Raw genomic sequence first — 24,343 nt, forward strand, 5'->3', positions numbered from 1 at the left:
TTCATATGAATATAATAAGCCGCGTACTGTTTGTTGCTATTGCCCTTGTTTGTTTAACCGGCTGGATAAACAGTGCTGTGGCTTTATTGTTGGGTGTGGCTTTGGCACTGACTTTGGGCAATCCCTTTGCCGAACAAAGTCGGATCGGGGTCAAGCACCTGTTAAAAATTGCGGTGATTGGTTTGGGTTTTGGCATACAGGCCGGTGAGGCGCTCAGTACCAGTGTGGATAGTTTGGGTATTACGGCCATGACCATTGTGAGCACCGTTTTACTGGGTTGGATGTTGGCCAAAGCCTTGAAAATGGATCGTCATTTAGGCCATTTGGTGTCATCAGGCACGGCCATTTGTGGTGGCAGTGCGATTGCGGCGGTGGCGCCGGTGATCAATGCCCAAAATAAACACATTACCATGGCCATTGCCGTGGTTTTTTTGTTAAATGCAGTGGCTTTACTGATTTTTCCCACCATTGGTGCTTATTTAGATTTAAGCCAATATCAGTTTGGTGTCTGGTCGGCGATTGCCATTCATGACACCAGTTCGGTGGTGGGGGCGGCGCTGGCCTATGGTGATGAAGCGCTTAAAACCGCCACCACCGTAAAACTGGCACGGACTTTATGGATTATTCCGTTGGCTCTGGTGTCGATGATAATGTTTAAAAGTCATGACAACAAGATTAAAATCCCCTGGTTCATTGGCGGTTTTATTGTCGCCATGTTGATTAACAGCGCCGGTTGGTTGCCCGAAATGGTGACCGGGAATATCACCCTGGTGGCCAAGCGTCTCTTGATTTTAACCTTGTTTTTGGTGGGCAGCAGTCTATCTCTGGCGGATATCAAGGAAACCGGCTGGCGACCGATGTTGATGGCGGTTATTTTGTGGTTGTTTATCTCTGTGCTGTCCTGGTATACGGTGATTCACTGGACGTGACAGCGTTCACAATTTGACAGGTACAATTCTTCACGTTAGATTCAAGGCGCAGCCTTATCATAGAGCCATAGAATCAATGTGAGAATAACCATGAAAGATCTGATGTTAATTGTGCTGTTTTTAAGTGCTTCAACCGTAACCCGAGCCAATCCTTCTGCAGATGTGTACCGCCAAACGTTGTCTTGTGGTAAAGCAGGGTGTGCGGTGACCTGTTACCAGCCCGGCGACCGTTGGCAAAGTTTTCTGCAAACCGCCGGGGATATTGAGTTGACTTATTTTTTATCTACCGGCGTGCGTCAGTTGAAAGCACCGATGCCTGATGGCAGTTTTACCGTTCTTGACACCCATCCCACTTATCAAAGCTGCAAGATCACCGGTGTGGTGGCGCGTGCACAAACTGATGAGCCTGTTCGTCACCAATAATTCAGGTTAAAATTCAGCCTTGCCAATCAATTATAAAAAATGATCATGCGTTGTGTTGTTTACCGTTCCAACAAAAAGGCCGGTGCATATGTGTACTGCAAAGAGGGCTTTAGTCCATCAGATTTGCCTGATGAATTACAAATTTTATTGGGTTTGTGTGAAGCGGTGATGACTATAAATCTGGATGAGCGTGAAAAATTAGCACGTGAAGACATCTTAAAGGTCCGGCAAAATCTGAATGAGCATGGCTATCACTTGCAAATGCCGCCAAAAGAATCCATAGGTGTGATTAACTTCGGTTAGTCTTCATCACGCGCATCGGATCTGAGCGTTTCTGCCAGAAATGCCAGTTCGTTTTCATTCATGGATTTTAGAGGTGGCCATTGCGGGTTCATTTTTTTCAGTCTTTTTGTCATGATGGTAGCCACCAACAGTCGCATCATCTGTTTATCATCTGCCGGAATGATGTACCAGGGTGCCTCATCGCTGCTGGTTTTATCGAGCATATCATCAAAGGCGATTTGATACTGATCCCAGTGGTCTCTTTCTTTGAGGTCATTGATATTAAACTTCCAGTTCTTGTCCTGATTGGCATAGCGCCGCACCAAACGTTCCCGCTGGACATCTTTGCCAATATCTAACATAAACTTAATGACCTGGGTGCGGTTTTGGGTCAGGTGTTTCTCCACCCGGTTAATGGTGTCAAAACGTTGTTGCCAGAATGATTTTTTCACCGGAACGTCAATTTTCTGAGCGCCTAAAAAATGGGGGTGTACGCGGACCACCAGGGTTTCTTCGTAATAACTGCGATTAAAAACACTGATTTCACCCTGAGCCGGAAAATGCGGGTAACAGCGCCACATAAAATCATGGGCTGCTTCTTCTTTGCTGGGGGCTTTAAAGCTGTGTACGTGCAAAAGCCCAGGGTCACAATCTCGAAACACATTGCGCACGGTACTGTCTTTGCCGGCGGCATCCAGGGCCTGAAATATAACCAGTATCGACTGTTTGCCTTCGGCCCGCATTTGCCGGCTTAAATCACCCAGTTCGCGGCTCATTTGTTTCAGGTCGTTGTGATTGTTTTCAAACCAATGGTGCAGATCGGACATGTTGGGTCGGGTTTGACCCGGCCGGTGGCGAAATTTTTTAACAGATGGCATACAATGGGCTGTTTTAAAATTAGCCATCTTAACGAAATTTATGTCAAAACATAAAATATTATTTATCTGTATGGGCAATATATGTCGTTCGCCCTCTGCAGAAGCCATCTTTTCACAGTTGATTAAAGACGCCGGTTTGACAGATCAGTTTGTCATCGATTCTGCCGGCACCCATGCCTACCATGTGGGTCATGCGCCGGATAAGCGTTCGGTGGCCGCGGCCGGCAACCGAGGCATAGATATGAACCATTTGCGCGCTCGCCAGGTAGAGTTGTCTGACTTTACCCAATATGATCGATTGATTGTGATGGATCTGGCCAATTTACATGAACTCAAAAAACGTTTTCCTGATCAGTCCCATGACAAGGTTAGCTTAATGATGTCCTACGCAGAAAAGCGGTTTGAAACTGAAGTGCCGGATCCGTATTACGGCGGTGAAGACGGCTTTGAACGGGTACTGGATTTATTGCAGGATGCTGCGCAGGGTTTATTGGATGACATTCATTCAGGTGACAACCAAGTCTAATGTTATAATGCGCGCTTTTTTTCAGAGACTCTTCGGTGCAATTTAAACACATTAAACAAGATCAGGATGCCAGGCGCGGTCGCTTAACTTTTTCGCGTGGCACGGTGGAGACGCCTTGTTTTATGCCGGTGGGCACCTATGGCACGGTGAAAGCCATGTCGCCGCAAGAAATTAAAAGCATTGGTGCGGAAATTATTCTGGGTAACACCTTCCATTTAATGTTACGCCCGGGAACGGATGTGATTGCCGAACATGGTGATTTGCATGATTTTATGGCCTGGGACAAGCCGATTTTGACCGATTCCGGTGGTTTTCAGGTGTTTTCGCTGGCCAAACGCCGGAAAATCACTGAATCGGGGGTTGAATTTGCTTCTCCGGTGGATGGTTCGCGGGTGTTTATGGGGCCGGAAGAGTCCATGGCGGTGCAGAAGAAATTAGGCTCAGACATCGTTATGATTTTTGATGAATGCACACCTTACCCGGCAACAGAAAAAGAAGCGGCTGAATCCATGGAATTGTCTTTACGCTGGGCGGAACGGAGTTTAAAAGCTTTTGAGGGCAACCCGAATGCCTTATTTGGTATTGTTCAAGGTGGTATGTATGATCATCTGCGTGAACGTTCGGCGGCGGCGTTAACCGACATGGATTTTCATGGCTACGCCATCGGTGGTTTGTCGGTGGGCGAACCCAAGGATTTGCGCGAACAGGTATTGGCCGCCAGCACGCCATTATTGCCGAAAGATAAGCCCCGTTATCTGATGGGTGTGGGTAAACCGGAAGATATTCTGGCGGCTGTTTTAATGGGTGTGGATATGTTTGATTGTGTGATGCCGACACGTAATGCCCGTAATGGTTATTTGTTTACCTGGGATGGCGTGGTGAAGATTCGCAATGCCAAACATCAGTATGATACCACGCCTATTGATGAAGATTGTGGTTGTTATACCTGTCAGCATTTTTCCAAAGCGTATTTACGTCATCTGGATCGCTGCGGTGAAATGCTCGGTTCACGGTTAAATACCATTCACAATCTCTATTTTTACCAACAATTTATGGCGGCCATCCGACAGGCCATTGAAGACAACCGAATTGATGTCTTTGCCCGGGAAACCTTTGCACGTTTGGGGGTTGCTGTATGATGTTAAGTCGACAAAAGCAAGCCTTGATAGAAAGCTAATTAGGCGCTTCCGGTGTGTCTAAATGTGTTACAATGTTGCGTTTAATTTTTGACCTTAAGGGATGCTGATTTATGGCGGAAAATTCCACTGATATTATTAAAATAAACATCGAAGACGAGATGCAGAAATCATACCTCGATTATTCGATGAGTGTGATAGTGGGGCGCGCGCTGCCGGATGTGCGTGACGGCCTCAAACCGGTTCATCGCCGGGTTCTCTATGCCATGAATGTGCTCGGTGTCAACTGGAATAAACCCCATAAAAAATCAGCCCGTGTGGTTGGTGATGTGATTGGTAAATACCATCCGCACGGTGATGCTGCTGTGTATGACACCATTGTGCGCATGGCTCAGCCGTTTTCCATGCGTTATCTGTTGGTGGACGGGCAGGGTAACTTCGGTTCGGTGGACGGCGATTCGCCGGCGGCCATGCGTTACACTGAAGTGCGCATGGCCAAGATTTCTCATCAGATGCTGGCTGATATTGATAAAGAAACCGTTGATTTCGTACCCAACTACGATGAAACAGATTCCGAGCCTTCGGTGTTACCAACCCGGGTGCCGGCTTTGTTGGTCAATGGGTCCTCCGGTATTGCGGTGGGTATGGCCACCAATATACCGCCGCATAACCTCAATGAAGTGATTGATGCGGTGATTGCTCTGATTGAGAATCCAAAGATTACACTGGACGAGGTGATGACCCATTTGCCGGGACCGGATTTTCCGACGGCGGCTTTTATCAATGGTTCTGAAGGCATTCGTGAAGCTTATGAAACCGGTCGCGGTAAAATTTACATGCGTGCCCGTTCAGACATTGAAACCGATGAAGCCAGCGGCAAACAAACCATTGTTATTGATGAGCTGCCTTATCAGGTCAACAAAGCCCGCTTAATCGAAAAAATAGCCGAACTGGTCAAACACAAGAAAATCGAAGGTATTTCTGCTTTGCGCGATGAGTCCGATAAAGACGGCATGCGCATTGTGATAGAACTCAAACGCGGTGAAGTGGCGGAGGTTATTCTTAACCAGTTATTTAAGCTCACCCAGTTGCAAACTGTTTTCGGTATTAATATGGTGGCGCTGGTTAACGGTCAGCCGAGAACACTGACGTTAATGGAAGTGCTTAACGAGTTTGTGAAGCACCGCCGTGAAGTGGTGGTCAGACGCACCATTTATGAGTTGGCCAAAGCCCGTGATCGGGCCCATGTTCTGGAAGGTTTGTCGGTGGCTTTGGCAAATATCGAAGAAGTGATTGAGCTGATTAAAACCTCTAAAAATCCGGCCGAGGCCAAAGACCGTTTGCTGGCGAAAAAATGGGATGCAGGGTTGATTAAAGCCTTATTGGATGACAACGGTGATTTGTGTCGTCCTGAGGAGCTGGATGCGGCTTACGGATTTTTCGAGGATGGTTATCAGTTGTCGCCAATTCAGGCCAAGGCGATATTGGATTTACAGCTGCACCGTTTAACCGGTCTTGAGCAAGATAAAATCAATGATGAGTTTAAAGAAATCATCAACGCCATCAAAGAATATTTGAATATTCTGACCAATCCGGATCGTTTGCTGGAGGTCATTATTGAAGAATTAAACGAAATCAGAGAGCAGTTTGGTGATGACCGCAGAACCCGTATTTTGAATCGCCAGCGTGAGTTAACCATGCGGGATCTGATTATTGAAGAAGATGTGGTGGTGACCTTGTCGCATGCCGGCTATGCCAAAATGCAACAGCTGGATGTGTATCGCGCTCAGGCACGCGGCGGCAAGGGTAAATCCGCCACCAATATGAAAGATGATGATTTCGTTGAAAAGCTGTGGATTGCCAACACCCATGACACCTTGCTGTGTTTTAGTAATATGGGTCAGGTATATTGGTTAAAAGTCTATGAATTACCGATGGCCTCTCGCACCGCACGTGGTAAACCGTTGGTGAACTTGTTGCCTTTGGACAAGGAAGAAAAAATAACCGCCATTTTACCGGTGCGTGATTATGATCCCGATCATTATGTATTTTTTGCCACCGCTAAAGGCGTGGTGAAGAAAACATCCCTTGAAAACTTCTCACGACCGCGCGCCAACGGTATCATCGGTCTGGGATTGCTGGATGATGACTATCTGGTTAATGTGGAGATCACCAATGGCGACCAGGATGTGTTGCTGTTTTCCAGTGACGGAAAATGTATCCGTTTCCATGAAAGTGATGTGCGATCCATGGGACGTACCGCACGGGGCGTGAAAGGCATTAATTTAAAACCGAAACAGTCCGTGGTGTCCATGTTCGTGGCTGAAGAGGGTCACGTTCTGACCTGTACGGAAAACGGTTACGGCAAACAAACCGCGTTGCAGGAATTCTCACGGATTCATCGGGGCGGGCAGGGTGTGATCGCCATCAAAACTTCAGAGCGTAACGGTCAGTTGGTGGGGGCTTGCCAGGTGTTGCCGGATGATCAGGTGATGCTGATCAGTAATGGCGGAACCCTGGTGAGAACTTCGGTGGCCGGTATTTCGACCTTAAGCCGCAACACCCAGGGCGTGACCTTGATCCGTCTGGCAGAAGATGAGTCTTTGGTGGGTCTGGCCAAGATTGTCAATATGGATGAAGATGATGATTTGAGTAATGATGTTGAATCAGGAGCCGACAGCAGCCCAGAAACCGGTGACCATGATGCGTAAACTGATGGTGGCCGGAAACTGGAAGCTCAACGGCAGTCAGGTCATGTTGCGTCAGTGGTTGGCAGATTACGCTGAATCAGCCGCTGATCGCGAAGCGGTGGAAGTGGCGTTGTGTGTACCTTATGTCTATGTGCCTGTACTTAAAGAGCTGGCAGCGGCTGATGTGACGGTGGGGGCGCAGGATTTGTCTGCTCATGAAAAAGGCGCTCACACCGGCGAAGTGAGTGCCGCCATGTTAAAAGATGTGGGTGCAGAACTGGTGTTGGTTGGTCATTCTGAGCGGCGCCAGGATCATTTTGAAAGTGATGCTTTGGTGCGCGAAAAATGTCAGCAGGCACTGTCTCAAAACCTGACCGTGGTGGTGTGCGTGGGTGAAAGCCGCCAGCAACGCGAAACGGATAAGACGTTTGTCGTCATAAAACAGCAACTGGATGCATTCAGCGATCTGATAACCGCAGATAATGTGGGGCGCTTTTTGGTCGCTTATGAGCCTATTTGGGCGATTGGCACCGGCTTAACCGCCTCGGCAGAACAGGCGCAGGAAGTTCATCAATTTATCCGTTCTCAATTGGCGGCTAAAGATGTTACAATGGCGCGCCAAATTCGGCTCCTTTATGGTGGAAGCTGTAAAGGCAGCAATGCTTTTGAATTATTTTCCATGCCGGATGTTGATGGTGGCCTTATTGGTGGTGCTTCATTGACAGCGGAAGATTTTATGGCGATTTGCCGTGAGGCAAAAAAGCTGATGAACGAAACACAGTCAAGCTAATCATTTTTTCGGTTTGACACAGGCGGTGATGTGAAAGTCACTGTCAGGAGACAACAACATGACAATTAACTTTTTAAATATTTTACAGGTGCTGGTTACCATCGCCATGATTGGTTTTATTTTGGTGCAGCGCGGACCGGGTGCCACCGCCGGATCTGCTTTTGGCAGCGGCGCATCCGGAACAGTTTTCGGTGCCAAGGGGTCCAGTTCTTTTTTGTCGAAAAGTACCGCTGTTCTGGCTACCTTGTTTTTTATCATAACCATGGCCATCAGTATTGATTTTCAAGGCACCTATGGTGTGACAGAGCAAAAAGAAACCCAGGATTTGGGGGTCATGGGTACCCTTGATAATGCCCAGCGTCCTGAATCGATGATTCCAAGTGAAGGGGACTCTGAACTGAATACGCGAGCTCAACAAGCCCAAACGGGCACTGAAACTGTTGAAGAAACACCCGTTGAAACGGTTGATCCGACCATCGATGCGGCAAGCGGTGAAGAGTCGCAAAGTCAGCCAATTGATGAAGATCAAGGCAGTGACCAGTAAATGATTCGTATCATGTCCGATGCGATGTGGCGGCCATAATTATATTATGGTTTTAAGAATGTGCCGAAGTGGTGGAATTGGTAGACACGCTATCTTGAGGGGGTAGTGGCCTAACGGTCGTGCCGGTTCAAGTCCGGCCTTCGGCACCAATGTATTTAACATATAGATTATAGGGATGGATTTATGATTGCCGAGTATTTTCCGGTGTTATTATTCCTGGCCGTATCTGTCGGTTTGGGCGTGGTTTTGATTTCATTGGGTCTTCTGTTCGGTACCCGCAAAACCACTGATGAGAAAGTTTCGCCCTATGAATGTGGCTTTGAAGCGTTCGATGATGCTCACATGAAGTTTGATGTGCGCTTTTATCTGGTGGCCATCTTGTTTATCATCTTTGATTTAGAAATTGCCTTTTTGTTTCCATGGGCGGTCGTATTGACTGAATTGGGTGCATTTGGACTGGTTTCTATGTTCTTGTTTTTGTTACTGTTGGTCATAGGCTTTATCTATGAGTGGAAGAAAGGAGCATTGGAATGGGAATAGTCGATAATATTTTACAGCCGGTGGTTGATCAGGGTGTTCAGGACAAAGGTTTTGTCACTGCCCGCATTGATGACCTGTTGCATTGGGCACGCACCGGTTCATTATGGCCGATGACCTTTGGTCTGGCCTGCTGTGCGGTGGAAATGATGCACGCCGGTGCGGCGCGTTATGATTTGGACCGTTTTGGGGTAATTTTCAGGCCCTCACCGAGACAATCGGATGTCATGATTGTGGCGGGTACTTTGGTCAATAAAATGGCCCCGGCTTTGCGCAAGGTTTATGACCAGATGCCGGAGCCCAAGTACGTTATTTCTATGGGATCGTGTTCCAACGGCGGTGGTTATTACCACTATTCCTATTCCGTGGTGCGTGGTTGTGATCGTGTGGTGCCGGTGGATATTTATGTACCGGGCTGTCCGCCCACGGCAGAAGCCTTAATTTACGGCATCCTGCAATTGCAAAAGAAAATCAAACGCACCAACACCATTGCCAGAACATCATGAGTAATTATAAAAGACAATTAAGCAAGGATTTGGCGGCACAATTCAGTGATCTTGATATCATTATCAAGGAAAGTCCGCAGGGCGTCAGTTGTACAGTTCCGGTTGAGTCCTGGCTGGAAGTGGCCAAAACCCTGCGCGATGAACGAGATTTTGATTTTGATCAGTGTATTGATTTGTGCGGCGTGGACTATTTAAGTTACGGCGAACCTGAGTGGCCTACTGACGATGTAACTTTTACCGGTTTTAGCCGCGGCATCCGTGGTAAAGGACCGGGACGTTTTTCCTGGAGCGAACGCCGCCGTGAAACTGTGGCCAATCGTTTTGCCGTGGCGGTGCAATTATTATCACTGAATAAAAATCAGCGGTTAACCTTAAAGTGTTTTGCCCCGGATGAGGGCATGCTGGTGGTACCGTCATTGATTGATATCTGGCCGGGTGTTAACTGGTTTGAACGAGAAGCCTTTGATTTATTTGGAATTATTTTTCAGGGTCATCCGGATTTGCGCCGAATATTGACAGATTATGGTTTTATTGGTCATCCATTCCGCAAAGATTTCCCGTTGATTGGCAATGTGGAAGTGAAATATGACGAGAAGAAAAAACGGGTGGTTTACCAGCCGGTGTCTATTGAGCCTCGCGTTCTGGTGCCAAAAACCATTCGACGCGATTCCCGTTATGTTGATAACACAGCCGGGCAGGAGAATTCATAATGGCTGAAATTAAAAACTACACGATGAACTTTGGACCGCAACACCCCGCGGCCCATGGTGTGTTGCGACTTATACTGGAAATGGACGGGGAAGTGATTACCCATGCCGATCCGCATGTGGGTTTGTTACACCGTGCCACCGAAAAATTGGCGGAAACCAAACCATTTAATCAGTCTATTGGTTACATGGATCGCTTGGATTATGTGTCCATGATGTGTAATGAACATGCTTATGTGCGTGCCATTGAAAAACTGTTGGGTATTGAAGCGCCGATTCGGGCGCAATACATCCGCACCCTATTTGATGAAATTACCCGTATCAGAAATCACCTGATGTGGATAGGAACCCACGGATTGGATTTGGGTGCCATGGCTTTGTTTTTATATGCGTTCAGAGAACGTGAATTGTGCATGGATATGTATGAAGCCGTTTCAGGTGCCCGTATGCATGCCACCTATTACCGTCCGGGCGGTGTTTATCGGGACTTGCCTGAAAAAATGCCGAAACATAAACAAAGCCAGTGGACCAAAGGTGAAGACTTAAAGCAAGTCAACGAATGGCGCGAAGGCTCTTTACTGGACTTTATTGAAGCTTTTGCCAATGATTTCCCCAGTAAAATTGCGGAATATCGAACCTTGTTGGAAGAAAACCGAATCTGGAAACAACGCACCGTAGGTATTGGTGTGGTTTCGCCCGAACAAGCCAAAGCCTGGGGGTTCACAGGCCCGATGTTGCGCGGCAGTGGTGTGGCCTGGGATTTACGCAAAAAACAAACCTATGCCGCCTATGACAAAGTGGACTTTGATGTGCCGGTCGGCGTCAACGGAGATTGTTATGACCGCTATCTGGTGCGTATGGAGGAAATGTCGCAGTCAACCCGCATCATTAAACAATGTGTGCAATGGTTGAAAGACAATCCGGGGCCGGTGATGGCGGATAACCACAAAGTGGTTCCACCGAAAAGAGAGGCCATGAAAGAAGACATGGAATCACTGATTATGCATTTTAAGCTGTTCACCGAAGGTTATTCAGTACCGGCCGGTGAAGTGTACAGCGCGGTTGAAGCGCCGAAAGGCGAGTTTGGCGTGTACATGATTTCAGATGATTCCAACAAACCGTTTCGGGTTAAATTACGGGCACCCGGTTTTGCCCACTTATCAGCCATGAATGATATGGTGAAGGGTCACATGTTATCGGATGTTGTGGCCGTTATCGGAACTATGGACATTGTTTTCGGGGAGATAGATCGCTGATGTTTCAGATTGTCAATCCACAAAATAAAGAAAAAACTCATCTGGATTTGTTATCAGATGAAACACGGTCAGCCATAGATGGCTGGCTTAAAAAATACCCGCGTGAACAGCGCCGATCTGCGGTTCTGGGCGCTTTACACGCCGTTCAGGATCAAAATGGCGGTTGGGTTTCTGCTGAATTAATGGCTGCCGTGTCCGAATACATTGACATTCCCCTGGTATGGGTGCGTGAGGCCGCTGAATTTTATTCCATGTTTCATACCCAACCGGTGGGTCGTCATAAAATTTCAATTTGTACCAACATCTCCTGTATGTTGCGTGGGGCTGATCAGGTGGTTAAATACGCTGAAAACAAGTTAGGCATTAAGTTGGGTGAAACCACCGAAGATGGTCGCATCACACTGGTCAAAGAAGAAGAATGTGTGGCTGCCTGTACCGGCGCGCCGATGATGATTGTCGATGGCCATTATTATGAAAATTTAACCGAACAGCGTATTGATGAAATTATGGGAGGTTTAGACTGATGGAACAAGTCAATGTGTGTTTAAACCCGAGTAAAGACCCGTCATTAAAGGAATACCTGAGTAAAGGCGGTTATCAGGCCTGGAAAAAAATCCTGGCTGAAAAAACCGATCGTGATGACATTATTAACACCATCAAAGCCTCGGCTTTACGCGGACGCGGTGGTGCAGGATTCCCCACCGGTTTAAAATGGAGCTTTATGCCCAAAGATGCCCCAGGTCAAAAATACCTGTTGTGTAATTCAGATGAATCAGAGCCGGGTACCTGCCATGACCGTGATATTTTGCGTTATAACCCGCATGCCTTGATTGAAGGTATGGCGATTGGTTGCTATGCCATGGGTGCCACCGTCGGTTATAACTACCTGCGTGGTGAGTTTCATCATGAGCCCTATGAAAATTTTGAGGCGGCGGTGAATGAAGCCTATGAAGCCGGTTTACTCGGTAAAAATATTCAGGACACCGGCATCGATGTGGATATCATCGGAACCTATGGTGCCGGCGCCTATATTTGCGGTGAAGAAACTGCCTTAATGGAATCTCTGGAAGGCAAAAAAGGTCTGCCGCGGTTCAAACCGCCATTTCCCGCCAATTATGGTATTTACGGCAAACCCACCACCATTAACAACACCGAATCACTGGCTTCGGTGCCGGCGATCATGCGTGAAGGCGCCGACTGGTTTTTAAACCTCGGTAAACCCAACAACGGTGGTGTCAAAATTTTCTCGGTATCCGGTCATGTGAATAAGCCCGGCAACTATGAAATCCCACTCGGTACACCCTTTAAAGACTTGCTGGAAATGGCCGGTGGTGTTTTAGACGGTAAAAAGCTTAAAGCCGTGATCCCAGGTGGGTCTTCGATGAAAGTATTACCGGCTGATGTGATGATGGGCTTGACCATGGATTATGACGCCCTGGGAGAAGCCGGTTCCGGCTTGGGTTCCGGTGCGGTGATTGTCATGGCCGAAGGCACTTGCATGGTGGAAGTCTGCCAGCGTATTTCGCGGTTTTATTATATGGAATCCTGTGGTCAATGTACGCCGTGTCGTGAAGGCACCGGTTGGATGTACCGCATGCTGGATCGTATCTTATCAGGTGGTGGTGAACAAAAGGATATTGACATGTTACGTCAGGCCGCAGGTCAAATTGAAGGGCACACCATTTGCGCCTTTGGTGAAGCGGCTGCCTGGCCGGTACAAGGCATCTTAAAATATTACTGGGATGAGTTTGAATATATCGTCAAACACAAGAAATCAATGAATGAGAGGTTAACTTCATGACCGAGACAAGCAATCAGGTGCCTGACGATAAAGTCACCATTGAAATTGATGGTCAAACGGTATTGGCCGACAAAGGCAGCATGATTATCCATGCCACCGATGCCCATGGCATCAATGTTCCCCGATTTTGCTACCACAAAAAACTCTCCATCGCCGCCAACTGCCGAATGTGCATGGTGGACGTGGAAAAAGCGCCAAAACCACTGCCGGCCTGTGCCACGCCGGTGGCTGAGGGCATGAAAATTTATACCCGTTCAAAACGTGCCACCAGTGGCCAGAAAAATGCCATGGAATTTCTTCTTATTAACCATCCCTTGGATTGTCCGATTTGTGATCAGGGTGGTGAATGTGAACTGCAGGATGTGGCCATGGGTTATGGCCGTGATGTGTCGCGGTTTGTAGAAGGTAAGCGCTCTGTGGCTGATGAAAACCTGGGCAGTTTGGTGGCGTCCGATATGACGCGCTGTATTCACTGTACCCGTTGTGTGCGGTTCTTAAATGAAATTGCCGGCACCGATGAACTGGGCGGTATCGGTCGCGGTGACCGGACTTATATTGCCACCGCCATCGGTCAGGGACTGGATTCAGAATTATCCGGTAACATCATTGATTTATGCCCTGTGGGCGCGCTGACCAATAAGCCGTTTCGATTTAAAGCCCGAGCCTGGGAATTGATGGCCACAGCCGGCTTGTCGATGCACGATGCCTTGGGTTCAAATATATATTACCACACCCGTCACGGTAAAATTTTACGGGCGGTACCACGTGAAAATGAAGCCATTAATGAAGCCTGGTTATCAGATCGTGACCGATACGGTATACACGGATTGAACCATGATCAGGATCGCGTTACCCAGCCGATGGTTAAACAAAATGGTCAGTGGAATGTTATTTCCTGGGAAGATGCATTGGGTATTTTGGTCAACAAACTCAAAGACACGGCACCAGAAAAAGTGGCTTTGTATACCGGTCAGTATGCCACCAGTGAAGAATATTATTTACTGAAGAAAATATTCGACCAATTGGGCAGTGATCAGCATGAACACCGTTTAAATACAGTTGATTTTAGTATGCCTTATCATTCACCCCGTCACGATGTGGCTCTGGCGGATGTGGCTGCGCAAGAAAACATCATTCTGGTGGGCAGTTATGCGCGCCATGAACAACCGATTCTGAACCATAAGATCCGTCAGGCCTGGTTAAAGGGTGCACAGATTAATGCCTTTGGCCCCTGCCATTTTGAGCAGAATTATGATTTGAATTTAGACATCACCGGTAACCAGCTTGACTGGGTCAAAAAGCTGGGTGCTTTAGGTGTCAGCTTGTCGGAAATATCGGGTCAACGACCGGACGGTGCGCTGGGTGATTGGCTCAAACAGCAATCGGCTGATGAGGACATTAATTCATTGGCTAAATCCCTGTTAAAAAATAATCAGAAAGTTTTGTTTGTGGTGGGGCACATCGCTGCACGCCATCCGCAAGCCCAATTAATTCAGGCCCTGGTGGCGTGGATGGCCGGGGTGGTCAAAGCGTCGGTTAATGAGTTACTCTTGGGCGCCAATACCTATGGTGCCGGCGTCAACGGTTTATACAATGACCGTGATATTAAACAAAATGATCATGCGGTTAACCTCATATATCAGGCTGAAATTCAGGATTTTGCTGAGCCCGCCAGGATAAAAGAGTGCTTGGTCAACAGTGAGATGACCGTTGTTTTTAATGCATTTTGTGATGAGGCATTAAAATCACGTGCGGATTTGATTTTACCGATTGCACTGTTGCCTGAATCAAGTGGTAGTCTGATTAACAATGACGGTACCAGACAAACCGCGCTGGTGGCGCACAAAGCGCCCGGTGAAACCAAACCCGGTTGGCGGGTGTTGCGTGTTTTGGGCAATATGCTGAATCTGAGCGGGTTTGATTACGAAGATGTGCATGAAGTGATGCAACAAACCGAACAATTAAAATTGCCCGTTGTGAAGTCACCGATGAACCTCAAAGAAATCAGCAACCCAAAAGCCAAAGGACTGGTGCTGTTTGCTCATCAGGGAATTTATGACGGCGATGCACTGGTCAGACGTTCGCGTCCTTTACAGGAATCAAAAATAGCGACCGCCGATAATGTGTATGTGAATCCCGGTGATTTGTTATCAATTGGTTTTGCCGCGGGCGATCTTGTTTCCGTTGAACAAAACGGCCGTTATGCTGAATTAACGCTGGCCACCGATGAAGCGGTGCCGGCCGGTTCAGCGGTGGTACCCATGGGTCGTTCAGCCACCTTAAATATAAATGCCGGTGAGTTATCGGTGAGCATTATTGGAGCACAATCATGATGGAAACAGTGATTTATCTGGCCTGGACCATGGCAAAAATCCTGGCAATTGTGCTGTCAGTGGTTTTGGTGGTTGCCTACCTGACTTATTTTGAACGCAAAGTCATTGGTTTTATGCACGCCCGTATCGGCCCCAATCGGGTGGGCTTTTTGGGCTTTAAGTTGCGTGGTATCGGGCAACCATTTGCCGATGTACTGAAACTGCTCACCAAAGAAATTATTTTTCCGCAAAAAGCCAATAAATTTCTGTTTGTGATAGCGCCGATGATTACCCTGGCCACCGCTTTTGCAGCCTGGGCAGTGATTCCGTTCTCTGACGGGCTGGTGCTGACCGATGTGAATGCCGGATTAATTTATGTTCTGGCCATGACTTCTTTGGGCGTTTACGGCGTTATAATTGCCGGTTGGGCATCCAACTCGAAATATGCCTTATTGGGTGCTTTACGGTCTGCAGCACAGATTATTTCTTATGAAATTGCCATGGGTTTTGCCCTTGTGGGTGTGATTGTGGCCGCCGGTACTTTAAATTTATCGGGTATTGTCAATGGCCAGCAGGGTGGTATTCTGAACTGGTATTTTATTCCTTTGTTCCCCTTGTTTATCGTCTATTATATTTCAGGTGTGGCCGAGACCAACCGTTTGCCTTTTGACGTGGCTGAAGGTGAGTCTGAGATTGTGGCCGGTTTCCATGTGGAATATTCCGGCGCTGCGTTTGCCTTGTTCTTTTTGGGTGAATACGCCAACATGATTTTAATTTCGGCACTCGCCACCATCATGTTCTTAGGTGGCTGGCTTTCTCCTATTGGTGGTGACAGCTGGCTGGCCCAACCCAGTATTTTGTGGTTTATCGCCAAAACATCGGTTTTCTTGTATGTTTATTTCTGGCTGCGTGCCACTTTGCCACGTTATCGTTACGACCAAATCATGCGCCTCGGGTGGAAGGTCTTTATTCCTATCACCATCGTCTGGATTTTGGTTGCGGCTGTTTTAAAAGTTTACCAAATTGGCCCTTGGTTTTAATCATCAGGAGTAAATGATGTCTAAAATCGTCAAATATTTAAAAAGTTTAACGCTCAAAGAAATTCGGCAGGGTATGTTCCTGACCCAAAAATATTTCTTTAAACGAAAATTTACGGTGCGTTATCCTGAGGAAAAAACCCCGAAGTCACCACGCTTTCGCGGTTTACACGCTCTGCGACGCTACCCCAACGGCGAAGAACGCTGTATTGCCTGTAAGTTATGTGAAGCGGTGTGTCCGGCGGCGGCCATCACCATTGATTCAGAAGAACGGGAAGACGGAACGCGACGCACCACCCGTTATGAAATTGATTTATTTAAGTGTATATACTGCGGCTTTTGTGAAGAGTCCTGTCCGGTTGACTCCATTGTAGAAACCGACATTCATGAGTATCACATGGAAACCAAAAACAAAAAAGTGATTACTAAAGAGCAACTATTGGCCATCGGTGATATGTATGAAGAACAAATCGCCAATGCCCGCGAACAAGATAAGAAGTACAGATAATGAGTCCGGAATTATTAATACAAATATTGTTTTACCTGTTTGGTGCTTTGGCCATCGGGTCGGGGATGGCCGTGGTCAGTGTCAGAAACACGGTGTATTCAGCTTTGTTTTTGGTGTTTTGTTTTTTTAATGTGGCCATCTTGTGGATGCTGCTGGAAGCCGAATTTCTCGCCATCATTCTGGTGTTGGTGTATGTGGGTGCGGTGATGGTACTGTTTTTGTTTGTGATTATGATGCTGGACATCAAAAAAGTCACCAAAAGCCAGTTCAAAAGCGGCTACACCAAAGCGGCTTTATTGATTGCCGCTGCCATGTTGGTGGAACTGATGATGCTGTTTGGCTACCGCATGAAAAGTCAGTTACCGGCCGATGAGCTGATTCGTCAGGGTGAGTCTTACAGCAATGTGACGGAAATCGGCATGACTTTATTTACTGATTATGTCTATGCTTTTGAAGTGGCGGCAGTTATTTTGTTGGTGGCAATTGTGGCCGCCATTATGCTGACCATTCGTAAACGACCTGAGAATAAACAAATCGATGCGTCAAAACAAATCCATGTTAATCCGGCTGATCGCTTTCGGGTGGTGTCTATGGACGCTGAAAAAGGTAACGGAGAAGAGTCATGAGTTTAACCTTAAATCATTATTTAATCTTTTCCACCTTACTGTTTATGGTGAGTCTGGGTGGTATCTTTGCCAACCGCCGAAATATTCTGGTGGTGTTGATGTCACTGGAATTGCTGTTATTGTCAGTCAACACCAACTTCATAGCCTTTTCCAAGTTTATCGGTGATGTGGACGGACAGGTTTTTGTGTTTTTTATTCTGACCGTGGCCGCTGCTGAAGCCGCCATCGGACTGGCGATATTGGTGATGCTTTACCGCAATAAAAAATCTCTTGATGTTGATGATATTAATGAGTTAGAGGGTTGATCATGGATATGAAGACAAATTTAATTATCATTGCATTCGCACCTTTGGTGGCCGCTGCGATTGCCGGCTTGTTCGGACGTAAAATAGGCCGAACAGGAGCCCACAGTATCACCATATTGGCGGTGGGTTTATCCTGCGTGCTGTCAATAAAAGTATTGTGGCAGTTTATCGCCGGTGAAGCCTCTGCATTTAATGAGAACCTGTACAGCTGGGCGGTGTTTGGTGATGTCGCCATCAACGTCGGCTTTCTGGTGGATTCCTTAACTGCCATTATGATGTCGGTGGTGACTTTTGTATCCCTGATGGTGCATATCTACACCATCGGCTATATGAAAGATGATCCCGGCTATCAGCGTTTCTTTTCCTACATATCCTTATTTACTTTTTCCATGCTGATGCTGGTGATGAGTAATAATTTTATGCAACTGTTTTTCGGCTGGGAAGCGGTTGGTCTGGTGTCCTATTTATTGATTGGTTTCTGGTACAAAAAAGAATCGGCCATTTTTGCCAATCTGAAAGCTTTTATGGTTAACCGGGTGGGTGATTTTGGTTTTCTCATCGGCATTGCCGGGGTGTTATATGCCTTTGGCAGTTTGGATTATGCCGAGGTGTTTGAGCGCGCACCGCAAGTGGCGGGTGAAACCATCGCCATTTTCGGTCAAACTGAATGGTCTTTAATCACAGTCATTTGTATTGCACTTTTTATCGGAGCCATGGGTAAATCAGCGCAGGCACCATTGCATGTGTGGTTACCGGATTCGATGGAAGGTCCGACACCGATTTCGGCGTTAATTCACGCCGCCACCATGGTCACAGCCGGTATTTTTATGGTATCCCGGATGTCGCCGTTATTTGAAATGTCAGAAACCGCTTTGAGTTTTGTCATGCTTATCGGTGCCTTTACCGCTTTCTTTATGGGTTTAATCGGTATTGTTCAAAACGACATCAAACGGGTGATTGCCTATTCTACCTTGTCACAACTGGGCTATATGACCGTTGCCTTGGGTGTATCGGCTTATTCAGCCGCCATTTTTCACCTGATGACACACGCTTTCTTTAAAGCCTTGTTGTTCCTGGGCGCAGGTTCAGTGATCATTGCCATGCACCATAAACAGGACATGAAAGAAATGGGTGGTTTGAAAAAATATATGCCGATTACTTTTGTGGTGATGTGGATTGGCAGTCTGGCGCTGGCCGGCTTTCCGGGAACCTCCGGTTTCTTTTCCAAAGATGTGATTATCGAAGCCACCCATTTGTCAAACCGTTGGGGCTCGGGCGTGGCCTATTGGGCTGTTTTGCTGGGTGTTTTTGTCACCGCTTTGTACAGCTTTAGATTGTTATATTTGACTTTTCATGGCAAAGAGCGCATGGACAACCACACCAAAGATCATTTAAAAGAATCTCCCTGGGTGGTGACATTACCGTTGATTTTATTGGCGATACCATCAGTCGTTATCGGCTGGATGACCATTGAGCCGATGTTGTTTGATGGCTTTATGAATGATGCCATTGTGGTTAAAGCCGGCCATGATGTGGTCAAAGAGCTTGGGCTGTACCATTTTGAAAGTCCCGCTGAATTCACCTTGCACGGTATGATGGCGACACCATTTTTCCTGGCCTTGTTCGGCTTTGCAGTGGCCACTTGGGTTTATCTTAAGAAGCCAAGTCTGTCCACCAAAATCAAGCACAAACTGGCACCATTGCACCGCATATTAATGAACAAATACGGTTTTGATGATTTTAATCAAAAATACATTGTTGGTGGTACGGTGAAATTAGGTGAAGCCTTATGGAAGTGGTCTGACAGCCGTTTTATTGATGGCTTAATTGTCAATGGCAGTGCCAAATTCATTAATGGTGTTTCTAAATTACTGCGACCGTTTCAGTCCGGTTATGTGTTCCATTACGCGCTGGTGATGGTCGTCGGGGTGATTGTGTTTATCAGTTTTTATCTCTTTTAATAGGCAGTCTTAACTATGTTTGAACAATCATTATTAAGTGTATTAATCTGGCTGCCCATGATTGGTGGTCTGTTACTGCTGGCCCTGGGTCAGCAACGCGCCGGTATGGTTCGTTTTTTGGCACTGGTGTTATCGGTGGTGACTTTTTTATTGAGTCTGCCTTTATGGACACAGTTTGACGGCGGCTCAGCGGCCCTGCAGTTTGTTGAAAAAACGGTGTGGATAGACGCCTTAAACATTCATTACCATCTCGGGGTCAATGGTATTTCCATGCCGCTGGTGATTTTAACCACCATCATCACAGTGCTGATTGTGCTGTCCGCCTGGAAAGTTATTGATAAAAATGTCCACCAGTACATGGCGGCGATGTTGATTCTTGAAGGGATGCTAATCGGTGTGTTCAGTGCCCATGATGCTTTATTGTTTTATTTGTTCTTTGAAGCGATGCTGATTCCGATGTTTATCATCATCGGTATCTGGGGCGGGCCGAATCGGGTATACGCCACTTTGAAATTCTTTTTGTACACTTTCTTAGGTTCGGTATTAATGCTTATCGGCCTGATTTACCTGTATATGACCAGCGGCACCTGGAATTTAACTGAGTTGGCGGCTTTGCCGTTAACCATGACAGAGCAAACTTGGCTGTTTTTTGCCTTTTTTGTTGGTTTTGCCATTAAAATTCCGATGTTTCCGGTGCATACTTGGTTACCTGATGCTCACGTAGAAGCACCCACCGGCGGTTCTGTGGTGCTGGCCGCCATCATGTTAAAAGTTGGTGGTTATGGTTTTGTGCGTTTTTCTTTGCCGATTTTACCGGACGCCAGTCAGGAATTTACCTGGTTGCTGATTACTTTGTCGTTAATTGCCATTATCTACATTGGTTTAGTGGCGATTGTACAAAAGGACATGAAAAAGCTGATTGCCTATTCATCGATTTCGCACATGGGTTTTGTGACTTTGGGTATTTTTCTGGTTTTTATGCTGATGCGTTCAGACGGCAACAGCGATATGGCGCTCACAGGAGCCATGATTCAAATGGTTTCTCACGGCTTTATTTCTGCCGCGATGTTCCTGTGCGTAGGGGTCTTGTACGACCGCTTACACACCCGCATGATCCGTGATTATGGCGGCGTGATTAACACCATGCCATGGTTTGGCGGATTTTTTGTGTTTTTTGCCATGGCTAATTCGGGTCTGCCCGGTACTTCGGGCTTTGTAGGCGAATTTATGGTGATTCTGGCCAGTTTTCAGGCCAGTTTCTGGATTGCCTTTTGTGCCGCCATTACCCTGATTTTGGGGGCCGCTTATTCCTTGTGGATGATCAAGCGTGTGGTGTTTGGTACCATCACCAACGAAGCGGTCGAATCCATGCAGGATGTCACGACAAGAGAGTTTTTTATTTTGGCCGTGTTGGCGGTGTTTGTGTTGGTTCTGGGTGTCTGGCCTGAACCTTTGGTAGAGGTTATGCGTGCTTCTGTTCAGCAATTGATTGAACACGTGTCAGTGAGTAAGGTGATTTAATATGTTTGGATGGTCTGAATTAATTCCCGCATTACCGGAACTGTTGGTGTTGGCCATGGCCTGTGTGGTTTTGATTGTGGGTTTGTACTCTTCGAACCGCAGCGGTGGCGGATTTATCGTATTTTTATCCGTATTAACCATGTTGTTTGCAATCATAATCACCGCTAAGGATCATGTGGCTACGGTGGATTTTAGCCGACAACTATTATTCAACGGCAGCTTTATACGTGATGGTTTTGGTGATTTACTTAAAATTGTTGTTTATATTTTAATGATTGCCGTGTTCTTTTATGCGAAACAGTATTTGCGCACCAACCAGAATGTTCGGGGTGAGTATTTTGCCTTGTTATTGTTTGCCACTTTAGGCACCATGGTGATGATTTCAGGTTACAACTTCATCAGTTTATATCTGGGATTGGAATTGGTGGCATTAAGCTCCTATGCCCTTGTGGCTTACAGTCGCACTGACATTAAAGGTAATGAAGCTGCCATGAAGTATTTTATCCTCGGTGCCATGGCATCGGGATTGTTCTTATATGGTGTGTCCTTGTTATACGGTGCCACCGGCAGTTTACAGATCAACGAAATTTCTGCGGCGATTGCCCGTCAAGATAATGACATGATGCTGGTACTGGGACTGATTTTTATTTTGGTGGGGATTGCTTTTAAACTGGGTGCGGTGCCGTTTCATATGTGGTTACCCGATGTGTATGAAGGCGCACCGGTGGCCACCACGTTATTTTTATCTTCCGCGCCGAAAATTGCCGCTTTTGCCCTCGCTGTACGGGTGTTGAGTCAGGGTATGGAAAATATCTTTGATTATTGGCAACCGATGGTGGCTTCATTGGCTCTGTTATCAATTGTGATTGGTAATGTTTTTGCCCTGCAACAGGACAACTTAAAACGCATGTTTGCCTATTCCACCATTTCTCACATCGGATTTATGTTGTTGGGTCTGGTGGGTGGTGCCGATGGTGTGGCCTCCGCCATGTTTTACATCATTGTCTATCTGATTATGGCCATTGGTGGATTTGGCGTTATTGTGTTGTTATCCAGCAAAGGCATTGAAGCGGAAAAAATCAGTGATTTTAAAGGCCTCAATCAGCGCAACAGTTGGTACGCCTTTATGATGCTCCTTATTTTATTTTCGATGGCCGGTGTGCCGCCGCTGGTTGGGTTCTTTGCCAAACTCTATGTGCTGCAGGCTTTAATTGCCGCCGGTTACCTGTGGTTGGCCATTGTGGCGGTTATTTTTGCTGTCATCGGCGCATTTTACTACCTGCGTGTGGTTAAAGTGATGTATTTTGATGAGTCTGAAACAGACCAGGCGATTGATGTCAGTTTTGATGTGAAAGCTGTACTCAGTGTTAATGCGTTGGCACAATTGGGCTTGCTGGTCATTTTGCCGGTGCTGTTTCAATACTGTATTTATGTCACAAAAACGCTGTAAATAATGACCACTGATACACCACAAGTCGGTCTTATCATGGGTTCGCAATCTGATTGGCGCACCATGCGACTGGCTGCAGATATGTTGGACAAACTCAATGTTTGCTATGAACAGCAAGTGGTGTCGGCCCATCGCACGCCGGATAAGCTAATGGAATATGCCGCTTCAGCACAAAGTCGCGGCATTCAGGTGATTATTGCGGCTGCCGGTGGCGCTGCGCATTTACCCGGTATGGTGGCCGCTAAAACAAGCTTGCCGGTGATTGGTGTACCGATTCAATCCAAAACCCTCAATGGCGTTGATTCTTTGCTTTCAATTGTCCAAATGCCTGCCGGTGTGCCAGTGTTGACCATGAGTATCGGCGATTCCGGCGCCAAAAACTCAGCTCTGGCAGCCGCATCCATTTTGGCGCTGAAAGATGAAGATATCGCGGCATCTTTGAACATGTTTCGACAAGCGCAAACCCAAAAAGTACTTGATCATCCAAACCCGGCAGGGGATTCATGACCCCAACCATCGGCATTTTAGGCGGGGGTCAACTGGCCCGAATGATGGCGCTGGCCGGTTATCCACTGGGCTTTAAATTTGTTTTTTTTGATCCGGGTAAAAATGCCTGTGCCGGACAGGTCGGCCCTCTGATCGTGGCCGATTACGGCAACGAGGTGGCCCTTGAAGAGTTTTGTCAGCAGGTGGACTGTGTGACACTGGATTTTGAAAATGTACCGGTGGAAACCTTGCGACAAATTGCCAAAAAAAAGCCGGTGTTCCCGTCACCGGATGTTCTGGCCATTGCTCAGGACCGTTTGGTCGAAAAACAATTTTGTCATTCCATTAACGTACCGACCTCTGACTTTGAACCCATCAACGGTTTGTCTGAATTAAAATTTGCCGCCAGGAAATTCGACTTTTCTGCCATTTTAAAAACCCGCCGCATGGGCTATGACGGCAAAGGCCAGTATCTCATTCGCTCAGAGCAGGATATCAGCCAAATTCCGGGTGATGTTTTTAATCAGGAATTGATTTTAGAAAGAATGGTGCCTTTTGAACGCGAAGTGTCGGTGATTGTGGCGCGCAGTGCTTCAGGTGATATGAAAACCTGGCCATTGTGTGAAAACAAGCACAAGGCAGGGATTTTAACCACCACCATGGTACCGGCCAAACCCCATGAATTAGATGACAAGGCATTTGAATATGCGGTCAAGATGGCTGAATCATTGCAGTATGTGGGTGTCATGGTGGTTGAATTTTTCCAGACAAGTCATCAGGTGCTGGTCAATGAATTTGCCCCAAGGGTGCATAATTCAGGCCATTGGACGATTGAAGGTGCGCACACCTCACAATTTGAAAACCATTTGCGGGCAGGGCTGGACTTACCGTTGGGTGATACCGGTATGGATGGCATGGCCGCCATGCTCAATTGGATTGGCGCTTTCCCCGATCAGGTTCATCATTTGACTGACATTGGTTTACACTGGCATATTTATGGCAAAAAAGCCAAACCCGGACGTAAAATTGGTCACGCCACCCTGACGGCACCGGATCCGCAACAATTACATGATAAAATACTGCAATTAGTTAATCGCCTGGGTGTGCAGCTTTAGGCTGTCAAGCCCGAATA

The 24,343-nt window shown here is 46.9% G+C and carries 25 protein-coding genes and 1 tRNA gene; 25 read left to right on the forward strand and 1 reads right to left on the reverse strand.

What is annotated here, in order from left to right:
- The first annotated feature begins 5 nt into the window (after window positions 1-5).
- From IEV16_RS05265 to IEV16_RS05275, 3 genes are all read left to right on the forward strand, one after another.
- The gene (locus IEV16_RS05265; protein WP_188364632.1) at window positions 6-929 is read left to right on the forward strand and encodes a YeiH family protein; all 924 of its coding nucleotides are present in this window, start codon (window positions 6-8) and stop codon (window positions 927-929) included.
- 90 nt (window positions 930-1,019) lie between these two features.
- Window positions 1,020-1,352: a hypothetical protein gene (locus IEV16_RS05270; RefSeq protein ID WP_188364633.1), complete on the forward strand. Its 333-nt coding sequence runs from the start codon at window positions 1,020-1,022 to the stop codon at window positions 1,350-1,352.
- Between the two features lie 45 nt (window positions 1,353-1,397).
- Window positions 1,398-1,655, forward strand: a complete 258-nt coding sequence (locus IEV16_RS05275) for a YcgL domain-containing protein (protein ID WP_188364634.1) — start codon at window positions 1,398-1,400, stop codon at window positions 1,653-1,655.
- Here the strand turns inward: IEV16_RS05275 and IEV16_RS05280 are convergent.
- On the reverse strand, window positions 1,652-2,512 hold the full coding sequence (locus tag IEV16_RS05280) for a PPK2 family polyphosphate kinase (RefSeq protein WP_188364635.1): 861 nt from the start codon (window positions 2,510-2,512) through the stop codon (window positions 1,652-1,654). The genes IEV16_RS05275 and IEV16_RS05280 overlap by 4 nt on opposite strands.
- Window positions 2,513-2,552: 40 nt before the next feature.
- Here IEV16_RS05280 and IEV16_RS05285 point away from each other — a divergent pair, with 40 nt between their 5' ends.
- The 22 genes from IEV16_RS05285 (at window position 2,553) to IEV16_RS05390 (ending at window position 24,326) form a co-directional block, all read left to right on the forward strand.
- Window positions 2,553-3,038, forward strand: coding sequence for a low molecular weight protein-tyrosine-phosphatase (locus IEV16_RS05285; protein WP_188364636.1), 486 nt, complete (start codon window positions 2,553-2,555; stop codon window positions 3,036-3,038).
- 35 nt (window positions 3,039-3,073) lie between these two features.
- Window positions 3,074-4,177, forward strand: a complete 1,104-nt coding sequence (gene tgt / locus IEV16_RS05290; RefSeq protein WP_188364637.1) for a tRNA guanosine(34) transglycosylase Tgt — start codon at window positions 3,074-3,076, stop codon at window positions 4,175-4,177.
- Window positions 4,178-4,287: 110 nt separating this feature from the next.
- Window positions 4,288-6,885, forward strand: coding sequence for a DNA gyrase subunit A (gene gyrA / locus IEV16_RS05295; protein ID WP_188364638.1), 2,598 nt, complete (start codon window positions 4,288-4,290; stop codon window positions 6,883-6,885).
- Window positions 6,878-7,654 carry a triose-phosphate isomerase gene (gene tpiA / locus IEV16_RS05300; protein ID WP_188364726.1) on the forward strand — a complete coding sequence of 259 codons (777 nt, stop codon included), beginning with the start codon at window positions 6,878-6,880 and terminating at the stop codon, window positions 7,652-7,654. The genes gyrA and tpiA overlap by 8 nt, the downstream gene beginning before the upstream one ends.
- 58 nt (window positions 7,655-7,712) lie before the next feature.
- Window positions 7,713-8,198 (forward strand): preprotein translocase subunit SecG, encoded by a 486-nt coding sequence (gene secG, locus IEV16_RS05305; protein ID WP_188364639.1) that lies wholly within the window; start codon window positions 7,713-7,715, stop codon window positions 8,196-8,198.
- Between the two features lie 62 nt (window positions 8,199-8,260).
- A tRNA-Leu gene (locus tag IEV16_RS05310) sits at window positions 8,261-8,347 on the forward strand.
- Window positions 8,348-8,381: 34 nt separating this feature from the next.
- Window positions 8,382-8,738, forward strand: a complete 357-nt coding sequence (locus IEV16_RS05315; protein ID WP_188364640.1) for an NADH-quinone oxidoreductase subunit A — start codon at window positions 8,382-8,384, stop codon at window positions 8,736-8,738.
- Window positions 8,729-9,241, forward strand: coding sequence for a NuoB/complex I 20 kDa subunit family protein (locus IEV16_RS05320; RefSeq protein WP_188364641.1), 513 nt, complete (start codon window positions 8,729-8,731; stop codon window positions 9,239-9,241). Before IEV16_RS05315 ends, IEV16_RS05320 begins: the two co-directional genes overlap by 10 nt.
- Window positions 9,238-9,951: an NADH-quinone oxidoreductase subunit C gene (locus IEV16_RS05325; RefSeq protein ID WP_188364642.1), complete on the forward strand. Its 714-nt coding sequence runs from the start codon at window positions 9,238-9,240 to the stop codon at window positions 9,949-9,951. Before IEV16_RS05320 ends, IEV16_RS05325 begins: the two co-directional genes overlap by 4 nt.
- Window positions 9,951-11,204, forward strand: a complete 1,254-nt coding sequence (locus IEV16_RS05330) for an NADH-quinone oxidoreductase subunit D (RefSeq protein ID WP_188364643.1) — start codon at window positions 9,951-9,953, stop codon at window positions 11,202-11,204. The genes IEV16_RS05325 and IEV16_RS05330 overlap by 1 nt, the downstream gene beginning before the upstream one ends.
- The gene (locus IEV16_RS05335) at window positions 11,204-11,728 is read left to right on the forward strand and encodes an NADH-quinone oxidoreductase subunit NuoE (RefSeq protein WP_188364644.1); all 525 of its coding nucleotides are present in this window, start codon (window positions 11,204-11,206) and stop codon (window positions 11,726-11,728) included. The genes IEV16_RS05330 and IEV16_RS05335 overlap by 1 nt, the downstream gene beginning before the upstream one ends.
- Complete coding sequence (gene nuoF / locus IEV16_RS05340; RefSeq protein ID WP_188364645.1) at window positions 11,728-13,005, forward strand: NADH-quinone oxidoreductase subunit NuoF; 1,278 nt, start codon at window positions 11,728-11,730, stop codon at window positions 13,003-13,005. The genes IEV16_RS05335 and nuoF overlap by 1 nt, the downstream gene beginning before the upstream one ends.
- A complete protein-coding gene (gene nuoG / locus IEV16_RS05345; protein ID WP_188364646.1) occupies window positions 13,002-15,338 on the forward strand; it encodes an NADH-quinone oxidoreductase subunit NuoG in 2,337 nt (778 codons plus the stop codon). Before nuoF ends, nuoG begins: the two co-directional genes overlap by 4 nt.
- Window positions 15,335-16,357, forward strand: coding sequence for an NADH-quinone oxidoreductase subunit NuoH (gene nuoH / locus IEV16_RS05350; RefSeq protein ID WP_188364647.1), 1,023 nt, complete (start codon window positions 15,335-15,337; stop codon window positions 16,355-16,357). The genes nuoG and nuoH overlap by 4 nt, the downstream gene beginning before the upstream one ends.
- 16 nt (window positions 16,358-16,373) lie before the next feature.
- Window positions 16,374-16,862, forward strand: a complete 489-nt coding sequence (gene nuoI, locus IEV16_RS05355) for an NADH-quinone oxidoreductase subunit NuoI (protein ID WP_188364727.1) — start codon at window positions 16,374-16,376, stop codon at window positions 16,860-16,862.
- On the forward strand, window positions 16,862-17,488 hold the full coding sequence (locus tag IEV16_RS05360) for an NADH-quinone oxidoreductase subunit J (RefSeq protein ID WP_188364648.1): 627 nt from the start codon (window positions 16,862-16,864) through the stop codon (window positions 17,486-17,488). Before nuoI ends, IEV16_RS05360 begins: the two co-directional genes overlap by 1 nt.
- Window positions 17,485-17,793, forward strand: a complete 309-nt coding sequence (gene nuoK, locus IEV16_RS05365; RefSeq protein WP_188364649.1) for an NADH-quinone oxidoreductase subunit NuoK — start codon at window positions 17,485-17,487, stop codon at window positions 17,791-17,793. The genes IEV16_RS05360 and nuoK overlap by 4 nt, the downstream gene beginning before the upstream one ends.
- Window positions 17,794-17,795: 2 nt before the next feature.
- Window positions 17,796-19,754 (forward strand): NADH-quinone oxidoreductase subunit L, encoded by a 1,959-nt coding sequence (gene nuoL / locus IEV16_RS05370; protein ID WP_443093946.1) that lies wholly within the window; start codon window positions 17,796-17,798, stop codon window positions 19,752-19,754.
- 15 nt (window positions 19,755-19,769) lie between these two features.
- Complete coding sequence (locus IEV16_RS05375; RefSeq protein WP_188364651.1) at window positions 19,770-21,275, forward strand: NADH-quinone oxidoreductase subunit M; 1,506 nt, start codon at window positions 19,770-19,772, stop codon at window positions 21,273-21,275.
- A gap of 1 nt (window position 21,276) precedes the next feature.
- Window positions 21,277-22,725 (forward strand): NADH-quinone oxidoreductase subunit NuoN, encoded by a 1,449-nt coding sequence (gene nuoN, locus IEV16_RS05380; RefSeq protein ID WP_188364652.1) that lies wholly within the window; start codon window positions 21,277-21,279, stop codon window positions 22,723-22,725.
- Between the two features lie 3 nt (window positions 22,726-22,728).
- Window positions 22,729-23,232: a 5-(carboxyamino)imidazole ribonucleotide mutase gene (gene purE / locus IEV16_RS05385; RefSeq protein ID WP_188364653.1), complete on the forward strand. Its 504-nt coding sequence runs from the start codon at window positions 22,729-22,731 to the stop codon at window positions 23,230-23,232.
- Window positions 23,229-24,326 (forward strand): 5-(carboxyamino)imidazole ribonucleotide synthase, encoded by a 1,098-nt coding sequence (locus IEV16_RS05390; protein WP_188364654.1) that lies wholly within the window; start codon window positions 23,229-23,231, stop codon window positions 24,324-24,326. Before purE ends, IEV16_RS05390 begins: the two co-directional genes overlap by 4 nt.
- The last annotated feature ends 17 nt before the right edge of the window (window positions 24,327-24,343 follow it).

Source organism: Marinicella pacifica, from assembly GCF_014636635.1.
GTDB lineage: Bacteria > Pseudomonadota > Gammaproteobacteria > Xanthomonadales > Marinicellaceae > Marinicella > Marinicella pacifica.